This is a genomic window from Paenibacillus sp. 01L418, from assembly GCF_056400045.1.
In genome coordinates, this window is the sequence record NZ_JBFTSN010000208.1 from 1 (window position 1) to 11030 (window position 11030).

13 protein-coding genes are annotated in these 11030 nt (G+C 46.9%); 9 read left to right on the plus strand and 4 right to left on the minus strand.

Translation table 11 applies throughout. The features are described from left to right. Positions 1-379 (minus strand): YheC/YheD family protein (locus AC1DSE_RS21295; protein WP_477528155.1); only part of this gene is annotated, 379 nt, incomplete at its 3' end. A 191-nt stretch (positions 380-570) separates the two neighbouring features. On the opposite strand from AC1DSE_RS21295, the gene AC1DSE_RS21300 reads away from it, so the two are divergent. The 3 genes from AC1DSE_RS21300 to AC1DSE_RS21310 are packed head-to-tail and all read left to right on the plus strand — an operon-like array spanning position 571 to position 3820. Further along, positions 571-1821, plus strand: a complete 1251-nt coding sequence (locus tag AC1DSE_RS21300) for a phenylacetate--CoA ligase family protein (protein ID WP_477528156.1) — start codon at positions 571-573, stop codon at positions 1819-1821. A gap of 13 nt (positions 1822-1834) precedes the next feature. Then, complete coding sequence (gene sbnA, locus AC1DSE_RS21305; protein ID WP_477510776.1) at positions 1835-2782, plus strand: 2,3-diaminopropionate biosynthesis protein SbnA; 948 nt, start codon at positions 1835-1837, stop codon at positions 2780-2782. Positions 2783-2830: 48 nt separating this feature from the next. Beyond that, on the plus strand, positions 2831-3820 hold the full coding sequence (locus AC1DSE_RS21310; RefSeq protein WP_477510775.1) for a 2,3-diaminopropionate biosynthesis protein SbnB: 990 nt from the start codon (positions 2831-2833) through the stop codon (positions 3818-3820). A gap of 130 nt (positions 3821-3950) precedes the next feature. Here AC1DSE_RS21310 and AC1DSE_RS21315 read toward each other — a convergent pair whose 3' ends face one another. After that, positions 3951-4316, minus strand: a complete 366-nt coding sequence (locus tag AC1DSE_RS21315) for a hypothetical protein (protein WP_477510774.1) — start codon at positions 4314-4316, stop codon at positions 3951-3953. A 224-nt stretch (positions 4317-4540) separates the two neighbouring features. After that, complete coding sequence (locus tag AC1DSE_RS21320) at positions 4541-4777, minus strand: DUF6953 family protein (RefSeq protein ID WP_441877689.1); 237 nt, start codon at positions 4775-4777, stop codon at positions 4541-4543. 204 nt (positions 4778-4981) lie between these two features. Here AC1DSE_RS21320 and AC1DSE_RS21325 point away from each other — a divergent pair, with 204 nt between their 5' ends. The 5 genes from AC1DSE_RS21325 (at position 4982) to AC1DSE_RS21345 (ending at position 8442) form a co-directional block, all read left to right on the plus strand. Beyond that, positions 4982-5431, plus strand: coding sequence for a MarR family winged helix-turn-helix transcriptional regulator (locus tag AC1DSE_RS21325; RefSeq protein ID WP_477510773.1), 450 nt, complete (start codon positions 4982-4984; stop codon positions 5429-5431). A 53-nt stretch (positions 5432-5484) separates the two neighbouring features. Then, positions 5485-6462, plus strand: coding sequence for an aldo/keto reductase (locus AC1DSE_RS21330; protein WP_441877687.1), 978 nt, complete (start codon positions 5485-5487; stop codon positions 6460-6462). Positions 6463-6548: 86 nt separating this feature from the next. Beyond that, positions 6549-7040, plus strand: a complete 492-nt coding sequence (locus tag AC1DSE_RS21335; protein ID WP_477510772.1) for a hypothetical protein — start codon at positions 6549-6551, stop codon at positions 7038-7040. A 179-nt stretch (positions 7041-7219) separates the two neighbouring features. Further along, positions 7220-7696 carry a glutathione peroxidase gene (locus AC1DSE_RS21340; protein ID WP_339206340.1) on the plus strand — a complete coding sequence of 159 codons (477 nt, stop codon included), beginning with the start codon at positions 7220-7222 and terminating at the stop codon, positions 7694-7696. A 248-nt stretch (positions 7697-7944) separates the two neighbouring features. Continuing rightward, positions 7945-8442: a MerR family transcriptional regulator gene (locus AC1DSE_RS21345; protein ID WP_477510771.1), complete on the plus strand. Its 498-nt coding sequence runs from the start codon at positions 7945-7947 to the stop codon at positions 8440-8442. A gap of 106 nt (positions 8443-8548) precedes the next feature. Here AC1DSE_RS21345 and hisS read toward each other — a convergent pair whose 3' ends face one another. Then, entirely contained in the window at positions 8549-9838 is a 1290-nt protein-coding gene (hisS, locus tag AC1DSE_RS21350; RefSeq protein WP_477510789.1) for a histidine--tRNA ligase, read from the minus strand. Positions 9839-10241: 403 nt separating this feature from the next. On the opposite strand from hisS, the gene AC1DSE_RS21355 reads away from it, so the two are divergent. Beyond that, positions 10242-10943, plus strand: a complete 702-nt coding sequence (locus tag AC1DSE_RS21355) for a peptidylprolyl isomerase (protein WP_477510770.1) — start codon at positions 10242-10244, stop codon at positions 10941-10943. The last annotated feature ends 87 nt before the right edge of the window (positions 10944-11030 follow it).

Below are 11030 nucleotides of genomic sequence, written 5' to 3' on the forward strand. Positions count from 1 at the left end.
CCACGAGCCTTATATCAAATGGACGCCCCTTATGCCTCAGCAAGCGAATCCCTTTTTGCACTAGGTAAGCCTTCCTTTTCGAATCTCTCAAAATAGACCGATAAGCCGCTTTATAGGTGAAAAAAGCCAACCTTTTTTCTCCAAGCTGGTACGAATAGGGCCGAAAGCCCTCCTCGTCAAGCTCTACCCTCATCACACCTCTCCCCTGTCCACCTCTGATCGGCTTTACATACACCATCCCCCACTGTTTTAACATTTTAAGCAGGCTCTTCCTTGTCATCATCTCCGCTTCCGGCAAATGATTCTTTAACACCGAGTCACGTCTCATCACTTCCGATTTGGCCCACTTATCCGCAACCGTACGACGATGTTTTTTCATAAACGATATAGCAGCCACCCTCTCTCTCACAATATACTACTGCCTCATGATTCACTCTTATTAGCATACGAAGCTTGAACGAAATGGATGTAGGCGTTTGTCCCCATAATCAGAACCTAGAGGCGCAAACGACATATGCTTAATTAACGCATTCATTCGAGATATTTGTCCTACAGGAGGCTCAACACCAAATGTCACCACTAGCTTTGCTTCATCCGCATATCAAGCGAATCGTCCAGCATCACCCCTGGTACAACACCCTTCTTCAACAGGATGGAATAGATCCGCAAGTTTGCCAGTTGTCTGATCTTCCGCTCATCACGTCGGACATTTTGGAGCAGCATTATTTTACGGGGAGAGCTCGAGAAGAGGAAGGTTTGTCCGTTTACAAAACCTCAGGCACTTCATCAGGCGTTCGCAAAGCGATTTATTATTCAAAGGAAGATGACGAGAGTTATATCGATGCAAAAACAGCCTGCTTTCAGGATTGGCTGACCACCAGCGCCAGTGCAGCCAGTACTGCCGCTGAGCCTCCCGTCCCTATTCGCAGAGCATTAGCCGACATGGGTACAGGGCATGCAGCAAACACAGCGCTGACCATCTTTGAGCGGCTTGGCTTGGAGGCGGATTCCCTGTCGTTCTCACTCCCGATTGAAGAGCATATTGCGAGGCTGGAATCCTATCGACCAGAGCTTCTTTATACGATGCCGTCGATTTTGGATGCTATCGTCTCTCACGCGAAGGAACCGAAGCAGTTTGGCATCAAAAAAATAATAGTGGTCGGCGAAATCGCCCCGCTCCAGTGGCAGCACAACATGGCCGAACGGTTTGGAATCGAGCCGCAGCATATTTTAGACACGTATGGCTCGATTGAAGTTGGAGCAATCGCCTCCTATTCACATGAGCTTGGGCTATATGTCATCGCTGATGACATTTATGCCGAGGCAATACCGGCAGAGCAAATCGACGACAGCTTTGAACCGCTGAAAGAGAACGAAGYCGTTCTCGCATTAACCTCTTTTGTACGTTCATTGTTCCCAGCTATGAGGTACGTCACCTACGACGTCGTGCGTGATTTTCAAACCATCTGCATAGACGGCAAGCAGCGGCAATGCTTCAGCTGTATCTCCAAGCGAATCGGCACGGATCTGAAGCATGGGGAAAAAATCAGCCTATACGATATCGAAAGTGTCGTACACCAATACATCCATGACGCACAGCTTCGAGTAAGACTCCGTGAGAATAAGCTGCTTGTTCATATTCAAAGCAAATCGCTGAAAGATGAAATGCTTGTCCATATTAAGCATGCTATCGAGCATAAAATTGGGGACATTGGACAAATGATTCAAAATCGCATGCTTGAGGGCATTTCGGTAACACGCGCAGCGGAAAATGAACAACTTGAACGCGGGACGGTGAAATCCAAAAAAATTTATTTTTAAGGGGTGTTAGCCTTTGGAGAGAAATTTGTTGTCCATCATCGGGAATACGCCGCTCGTTCAGCTCTCGAAGCTGTTTGCGAACGATCGCGGCATTAAAGTATTCGCAAAGCTTGAATTGCTAAACCCAGGAGGCAGCGCCAAAGACCGATCCGCCGCCCGTATTATTAATAAAGCATGGGATGAAGGCTTGATCGGGCCCGGCTCCGTCATCATTGAGTCCAGCTCAGGGAATATGGCGATTAGTCTCGCTGCCATCAGCTCCTACCTCGGCATGAAATTCGTAAGCGTCATTGATCCGAAGGCGGCGCAGCAAAATATCCGCATCATGCGTGCTTATGGCGCAGAGATCGAACTGGTTGAAGAGCCTGATATTGTGACAGGTGAGTTTCTGCCCGCAAGGTTAAATCGAGTACAGCAATTATTAGAGCGCATTCCCAATAGCTTCTGGCCGAATCAATATGCGAATAAAAACAACTATTTGTCTCACTATGAGGGTACGATGCACGAAATTGTTGAAGAGCTGGGCCATGTCGATTTTATTGTCGGCGGCGTCAGCACCTGCGGCACCATGTTAGGCTGCTCGCAATATGTGCGCGAGCATAAGCTATCCACGAAAGTGGTAGCTGTCGATGCGGCAGGCAGCGTTATTTTCGGAGGTTTGAACGGCAACCGCCGCTTCCCGGGACTTGGAACAGGTATCATACCGCCCTTTGCCCAGACGAGGTTTATGGATCAATCTATAAAGGTAGCCGATAAAGATATGGTCGATGGCTGCAGACTGCTCGTTGCGCAGGAATCGATTTTGGCAGGACCTTCCTCTGGCGCGATTATCCATGCCTTAAAATCGATCGAGCACGAGCTGCCCGATGATGCCATATGCGTCGTTATTATACATGATCGCGGAGAGCGATACATGGATACCGTATTCAACGATGAGTGGGTAAAGCAGCAATTCGGCTGAATCCGCTCTGAAATTTAGCACACTCCCTAATCCAAAAACGAGAGGAACATGACCGTGCTATATCTCGGCGATGAACATATTCGCACTATCGGATTGCACTGGGAAGAGCTTGTTGACAGCATAGAGGTTGCGGTGCAAATTATCGATTCAGGCGATTATGCACAGCCGATAAAGCCCTACCTGCGTTATCGCAATCCAGCTAATCGCATCATAGCTATGCCTGCTTACATCGGCGGGTCGGTAAAGACTGCCGGTATGAAGTGGATCGCCAGCTTCCCAGGCAATATCGACGCCGGTTTGCCAAGGGCACACAGCGTCACACTGCTCAACAACGCAGAAACAGGCATTCCTTACGCCATGCTGGGCACCTCGCTGCCGAGTGCTGCCCGGACAGCTGCAGTCAGCGGTTTATTCATCCGCCATTATCTAAAAACACGCACCGCATCAAAAAGCTTAAAGATTGGAATCATCGGCTTCGGACCTGTAGGCCGGCTTCATTATGATATGTGCTGCCGCCTATTCGGAGAGCATTTAGAGGATATACAGGTGTATGATATACGCGGATGCGAGCTGGATAACCCTGACCTCGCTGCTGTGGACGCTGCACTGCGCCACTGTACGCGTCTCGCCAGCAGCTGGCAGCAGTTATATAACGAGTGCAATCTCATTATTAATTGCACAGTAAGCTCTCAGCGTTATATCGATACTCCTCCCGCTGAAGGCACTCTTCTGCTCGATGTTTCTTTACGGGATTATACAACAGCAGCTATAAGCGGCATTAACGCGATTATCGTCGACGATTGGGTAGAGGTTTGCCGCGAAAATACTGACATTGAGCTGCTCCATCTTGAGTGCGGCTTAACTGAAGCACAAACCAGCTCCCTAACCGATGTGATATGCCGCGAAGCGCTTGCCAGCATCTCCGATTCGGAGCCTATATTATTTTGTCCGATGGGTATGGCCGTGTTTGATATGGCGATAGCCGATTATTTCATCCAGCGAGCGCAAGCGCTTGGAATCGGACTACAGCTTAAGTAATGCTCCCAGCGGCAAAATGGCTATATGCCGCTTCACGGGTATACAAAAAAAGGATGACACCAGCGGCACGCATGGCATCATCCTTTTTTTTCGTTGGTGCTATGATGTGATAGGAGGCAAACCTGCTCGATTAAGCAGATTGACCAAGTCGATTGACTGGAAATGAATATACCTTCGAACGCTCTCCAGCCTCAGCTGCTTCTTCGCTAGCTTTCTTCGTATTGGTCAGCTCCATAAACCAAGCCTCGTCCCATGTATCTAAAGCTAAGTCAATTGCATTTTGAAAAACCTGCGCATCATTTATAGTAATTTCGGATACGTTTTTGAGCCATGATGAACGAACGGCTACAGTTTTCCCTATAACCTCTACGTTATCCGACTTTACAACGCTCACGGTTACAAATCCTTGCAAAATATCGATGGTTTCGACAAAACCATGAATGAGCTCGCCATCTTTTGTTTTACCTTGTACCCAATCGCTTATGTTGAATTTCATCTCCAAACACCACCTATCCCTAATAGTAAGAATACCCCGTTAACTGTAACTTTTTTTGGTACACTTGCTTTAAAAAAGTAGACGCTTCTTTTATGATTAAGCTACGTCCTATTGGTGACTTCCATACTGTAAGTTTAATGATTACAGTTACCTTTGTCAAGTTGTTCATGAGAAATGGACGTTATGGCTTTAACGCCCAGCTTCCCACTACAATAATATGCGGTTTAGCTCCAGCCCCAGAAGAAACCGTCTCTCTCCCAAGCGGCCTTTCCCTTATGAAGCTTACGGAACATTTTTTTCACTTCTTTGTCGATTGAAGCGTTGCCGTGCTCATTCACATATATAAACGATTCGCCAAAATGGCTTTTTATATGCTCAACTGCGGCGCTTTGATGCAAAATCCCTTTTTCCTTCAATTCGTTCAGCATCCATTCTGCAACCTCATTAGCAGTATAAGACATCGCTCTCACTCCTCCATTAAATAAACGCTGTAACTATAGCACACTTCGTCCTCCCTCTACAATATAAGGAGTCGCTGTGCGCATTGACAGTGTATTGTCCATTCCTCTATATTATATTTATCACAATTTAATTTTGTTAAACTTAGAACATTAGCTCATTGCCTTTTAAACAAACAAATTCACCTTCCCACGGAGGACAACAACATGGACAGCAACGAAATTTTAAAACTGGACAATCAAATATGCTTCGCTTTTTATGCCTGCTCTCGCGAGATCACTAAGCTTTATCGCCCAATGCTCGAGAAGATCGACCTTACCTACACGCAATACGTTACAATGCTCGCCCTATGGGAGCAGGACCATGTTACGGTAACCGCGCTTGGCAATAAGCTTTATCTCGACTCAGGCACGTTGACCCCGCTTCTTAAGAAGCTGGAAGCTGCAGGACATATTACGCGTACGCGTGACCGCAACGATGAACGCAGCGTATTGGTGGAACTCACAGCGCAAGGCCGAGCATTAAAGGAACAAGCCGTCGATATTCCTCATCAGCTCGCACGCAAGCTTGACGGCACACCTGAAGAAGGTGCTGCATTGCTGGAACAAATGCATCAGTTCCTAGACCGAATACAGCAAGGATCAGCTAGAGCATAACGGAAAAAGACAGCTGCCCATTACTTATTCTGAAGTTCTGAAGGGAGCAAGCTATGACATCATCTACGGTTAGGCCATTTGGCCAAACGAGTTTGCAGTTATCTCCGCTTGGCCTTGGCTGCTGGCAATTCAGTAATGGCAAAGGGCTCGTCGGAAAGTTTTGGCCCGCTCTGAAGGGCGAAATCATTAATGATATCGTAAAAACAAGCTACGAAGGCGGCATTAACTGGTTTGACACCGCTGAAATTTACGGAAACGGCCAATCCGAGCAGCTGCTCGCCAGCGCTTTGCGCGAAGCCCTGCCAGCAGAGGATAAGGTCTATATTGCGACCAAGTGGTGGCCGGCAATGCGTACCGCCAGCAACATTGGCCGTACAATTGATGTGAGAATTAAACAGCTTGAGGGGCGTACAATCGACCTTTATCAAGTCCATCAGCCCTTCTCCTTCTCTTCAGTGAGCAGTGAGATGAAGGAAATGGCGAAGCTGGCCGCTGCCGGAAAAATCAAAAATATAGGTGTAAGCAATTTCTCCGCTAAACAAATGCGCGAGGCCGATCGCGTTCTGCGAGAGCATGGCTTGCAGCTCGCCTCCAATCAAGTAAAATACAGCCTACTTGACCGCCGCATCGAGAAAAATGGCATTCTCCAGACGGCGCAAGAACTTGGTTGTGCAATCATTGCTTATTCTCCACTTGAACAGGGTATATTAAGCGGGAAGTTTCATCATGATCCTTCTTTGATCAAAGCAATTAGCGGCCCGCGCAAATGGAGCTCCGCTTTTCAAACAAACGGCCTAAAACGCTCTAAGCCGCTTATTGATTCGCTTGAGCAGGTAGCTGCTCGTTATGAGGCTACCGCAACACAAATCGCGTTAAATTGGCTCATCCACGCTCATGGAGATACTGTATTCGCGATTCCCGGAGCATCAAAAATTCACCACGCCGAGCAAAACGTGAAAGCTATGCGTTTTAAGCTAACAATAGATGAAATTAACGAAATTAGCGAAGCTTCAGCACTTGCAGCTCGCTAATCCAGCCTCTCGATTCAAAGCAAGGAATGCAGGGTATAAGTAGATGTAACCTCATTCTAGCTTAGATACGAGAGGAGAACTCCCCTATGACGACAGCCATTGGAGTATTTGACAAAGAAGAAGGTGTCTTGGAAGCGATCAAACGGTTTCAAGCAGCGAGAACAAATAGACATAATCTTAGAATTGTTCTGAAGAACAAGGAATCGGCTCCGCTTCTTGTTTCCGATTCAAGCATCCCTATTGAGGAAGTTTATGAAATTCGAGAAGCGCAAGAGGTGAACCAATCCGGAACAATCACTCCGCTTAGCGCCGCTCCATTTGCAGCAGGTTCAGGTTATACCTCTGGAAGCACTGGCCTAAACGGCGGCCCTACCGGCATAGCCGCAGGCGCCGTGAAGCTCGATAATGAGCCTGATACTAAAGACGTGCTCCATGATATTGGCATAGAAGACAAATTCATCGAACCGTGCAAAGAAGCTATCGATCAAGGCTACTACTTGCTAGTGGCTGACACTGATAACGAAGCCGCAGCAGGAGCCCTGCTACTTCAGTCGGGTGCATATAAAGTTCTTTATTAAAAGCAAGCCAGAGGCTGTCCCTAGCAAATAGGGGCGGCCTCTTATTCATTTACAGACCAATAAAAACAGCCTCTGGGCACAAGCTAACTCACCTCTATTTATTTCATTTGACACCTCTATATAGATTGAGTACAATTAAATTATAAAAAATATAAAATCGGTTGATGGAGGTTGTTCCTATGTCCTTATACAATATTGAAGTAAAGACCATTAGAGGCGAAAATCAGACTCTAGCCCCTTATAAAGGCAAGGTCATGCTCATCGTGAATACAGCTACCAAATGCGGCTTCGCCCCGCAATTCAAAGGTCTTCAAAAACTTCATGACACCTACAATAAACAAGGCTTTTCTGTACTAGGCTTCCCCTCATCGCAATTCGCCAATCAAGAGCTTAGCGACGACAGCAAGGTTGCAGAAGCGTGCGAAATCAATTTCGGAGTATCGTTCCCTTTATTCTCCAAAGTGGATGTAAACGGCAGCACTGCGCACCCTTTATTCCAGCACTTGACGAATGAAGCGCGCGGCTTCCTCGGCACAAGGTCGATCAAATGGAATTTCACCAAATTTCTTGTCGACCAGAACGGCAAGGTATTAAAGCGCTTCGGATCAAAGGATACGCCTGAGAAAATCGAACGATATGTACAGAAGCTGCTGTAAAGTTCTGTTTAGGTCTTAAGCGCTTCAGTTAATATATCCCGCAAATAAAGAAGCCTTCTTCCCCACTCAGAGCGTGGATAAGAAAGCTTCTTTTTTAATTGCCGCAATATTCGCGTTACTGCTGCGAGCATGAAAAAACAATCGGATGATCACTTCTTTTAGCGATTAACCACTACCTTTGTCAGCCGTGCAGGAGAGCATGTTTTCGGCACGAATAACTCTAGTAATTAATAAGCGAGGTGATGACAATGGCGTTGTTAAAAACCAAAGAAGCCGCTCAGCTTCTTGCTGTCAGTGAAACAACAGTCAGACGTTGGATATCCCAGTTCCCCTCTTCTTTCGGCAAGGATACGCTCGGTCACTATACCTTTGATGAGACGGCTCTTCACAACCTGCAGCTGATTAAGCAAGAATTGGAGGAAGGGGGCAGCCTGCAAGACATTAACCTTTCTCCCGTTCCGCAAGATCTACAGGCATCCGCACCTGTATACGAGGATCGCGAGGAACTGCTCCATCGACTGAGCCGTTTGGAAGCTTCCCTATCCCAGAAAGCGGATGAAGTCGTCACTTACCAGCTGCTGAGCCACCGGCAGGAGCTCGACGAGCTTAGGCTCGTTCTGACTCAGCTAACCGCAAGCATGGACGCACTGCAATACCCCGAGCAGCATATCGCCGCCGCATCGCTCCCAGCAAAGGATCGCACCAAACGACGCAAGTTGATCAGCATCCTATTCCCTTTCCTATAACGACTAATCCTCTAGCTCTCGTAATGTCTCATGACGGGCAGCCAAGTTAAAGAAGACGAGTACAACTTGGCTGCTCCAATATAAAACTTTTTTAACTTATTGATCCTTATCCACTTACCTTTTCTAAAATATAAATAGCTTCATCGACGCTCATTTCCCTTTCGACCCGCTTCTCCATATCCTTCAAGCGTACTAAGCCTGCCTTCCATTCCGCCTCTCCCACCAGAAGAGCGTAACGTATACCGCTGTTCGCTACCGAAGCAAGTATATTTTTCAGCTTTCGTCCGCTAGAATCGAGCTTCACTCGAATGCCGCTCGCACGCAAATCCGCTGCGGTTTGCAGCAGTTCTGCCGCCGTTACGCTTACGGGAATGAGCACTACGTTAACCGAAGCCTTCGCTGCAGCTGCGTAACGTTCTTCAAGCAAAGCCATAATTGACTCCATTCCAAACGACAAGCCGACCGCTGCGTACTCAGCATCATCCCTGCCTATAAGCTGTCCAATAATGGCATCATACCGACCGCCGCCGCCAAGGCTCGATGCGAAGCCGTTCGAAGCATCAAATATTTCATAAACCGTACCTGTGTAGAAAGATAACCCGCGTGAGAGAAAAGGGTCAAACACACAAACAGACTCTAATCCAAGCTTGCGCAAAATATCACGAACCTCGATTACTTCCTGCGCCCCATCACTATATTGCAGGTCATATTTATCTATCAACGTCTCTAGTGTAGGCTCCTCCAGCTCAATCAACTCTAAAATCGCAGCAATGACCCCGCCAGCCAAACCCTTCTCAGCAAGCTCCGCCTTCACACTGTCTATTCCGATTTTTGCGAGCTTATCCAAAGTCAGCATAACCGACAACGAATCCGCCCCCTTGACGCCAATTGCTGCAAGCATTTCGCCAAGAAACCGCCTATTATTCCATTTTAATTGGATATCGAGCTCCAGGGTGCGAAACACATCGACAGCCAGCTGCATCAATTCCACCTCAGCTTCCGGCCCCTTCACCCCAACAACATCCACATCACATTGCAAAAATTCTCGCAGCCGCCCGCGTTTAACGGGACCGTCACGGAACACCTTCCCCATTTCATATCGCTTGAAAGGCAATTCAATACTCGGATTTAATGCCATCACCTTGGCAAAAGGGATCGTCAAATCATAGCGCAAGCCTAATCGTCGTTTTCGCTGATCTGTAAGCTGGTACATTTCCTTAACAATCTCATCGCCGCCTGCATATTTGGATGTCAAGAAAGCAAGATCAGTCAGCTCGGTAGACACCATCTCATCAAAGTCATATAGCTCAAACTTTTCCCGCAGAGTCTCCTGAATCTTTCTTCTAAGCGCTTGCTCCCTGCCGTAATAATCATAGGTTCCCTTTACAGTTTGCATCACGATCATTCCTCTCACTACGTTATTGGAATAAAAAAAACGCGCAGGACCTCTTGGTCCTGCGCGCATCGTATGCTGCAGGGAGGCCAACGCGAGAAGCGCTAGCCCACCCTGAATGTTGATCAGGGGTGCTAACGCTTGGTGAAATGATGAAGCTGATTCAATTGGAATGTGTACATAAGACCCAATCCCTTCGACTGAATTAATGTGATTATAGCGAATCAGCGCTTGTCGCGCAAGACCTTAAGCTTATTAGAGACTTTCAACACAATGATAACTCCAATGGATTCGCATTTAAATCACGCAATATGATATTATACAAGTTGGATATAAAAGGTGAATGCTGCGCAAACCTGATCGTCTCAAGGTCATTTGCATTCGCAAATTTAAGGAGGATATTGAAATGCTGTTTAAGAACAAACGTCTTGGGATCATGCTTCTTCTTGCACTAACTCTGCTCATTGTAGCATCAGGCTGCGGCGCAAACGGGAGTAATGAGAAAACAGGATCAGGCAGTGGCAACACAAGCACAACTCCCCCTACTGAAGCACCTGCTGAGGAAGGTCCTGAGCTTCTTGGCTCGGACAAGCATCCTGTTGTAACGATTGAACTTAGCAATGACAAAATCATTAAGCTTGAGCTTTACCCAGAGGTTGCACCTAATACCGTAAACAATTTTATTTCTCTTATTAATAAAAGCTTCTATGATGGCGTTATTTTTCACCGCGTGATTCCAGGGTTTATGATTCAAGGCGGAGATCCAGAAGGTACTGGCACCGGCGGTCCAGGATACAGCATTCCAGGCGAATTTAACAGCAATGGTTTCGAGAACAAGTTGAAGCATACTCGCGGTGTTATCTCCATGGCTCGTACGAATGATCCAGATTCTGGGGGCTCGCAATTTTTCATCATGCATGCTGATGCACCTTCACTCGATAATGAATACGCAGCTTTCGGAAAAGTAACCGAAGGCATCGAGGCGGTCGATGAGGTTGCCAATCAGAAGGTTGGCCCAGGCGATAAGCCGGAAACACCGATTTCGATGAAAAAAGTAACTGTAGACACGCTCGGCATGACGTTCGAAGAACCAGTTAAGACGAAATAAGAGAAGGGCTAAGCCCTTCTCTTTTTTTATTGCCTAGTATATAATATATTCATTAATCAATTAATGTTTATAGTAATAACCCAAAGT

What these genes read in the sequence shown, in the direction of transcription:
- AC1DSE_RS21310 (WP_477510775.1), top strand. Translation starts at nt 2,831, where the DNA reads ATGACCGTGCTATATCTCGGCGATGAACATATTCGCACTATCGGATTG.
- AC1DSE_RS21315 (WP_477510774.1), bottom strand. Translation starts at nt 4,316, where the DNA reads ATGAAATTCAACATAAGCGATTGGGTACAAGGTAAAACAAAAGATGGC.
- AC1DSE_RS21320 (WP_441877689.1), bottom strand. Translation starts at nt 4,777, where the DNA reads ATGTCTTATACTGCTAATGAGGTTGCAGAATGGATGCTGAACGAATTG.
- AC1DSE_RS21325 (WP_477510773.1), top strand. Translation starts at nt 4,982, where the DNA reads ATGGACAGCAACGAAATTTTAAAACTGGACAATCAAATATGCTTCGCT.
- AC1DSE_RS21330 (WP_441877687.1), top strand. Translation starts at nt 5,485, where the DNA reads ATGACATCATCTACGGTTAGGCCATTTGGCCAAACGAGTTTGCAGTTA.
- AC1DSE_RS21335 (WP_477510772.1), top strand. Translation starts at nt 6,549, where the DNA reads ATGACGACAGCCATTGGAGTATTTGACAAAGAAGAAGGTGTCTTGGAA.
- AC1DSE_RS21340 (WP_339206340.1), top strand. Translation starts at nt 7,220, where the DNA reads ATGTCCTTATACAATATTGAAGTAAAGACCATTAGAGGCGAAAATCAG.
- AC1DSE_RS21345 (WP_477510771.1), top strand. Translation starts at nt 7,945, where the DNA reads ATGGCGTTGTTAAAAACCAAAGAAGCCGCTCAGCTTCTTGCTGTCAGT.
- hisS (WP_477510789.1), bottom strand. Translation starts at nt 9,838, where the DNA reads ATGCAAACTGTAAAGGGAACCTATGATTATTACGGCAGGGAGCAAGCG.
- AC1DSE_RS21355 (WP_477510770.1), top strand. Translation starts at nt 10,242, where the DNA reads ATGCTGTTTAAGAACAAACGTCTTGGGATCATGCTTCTTCTTGCACTA.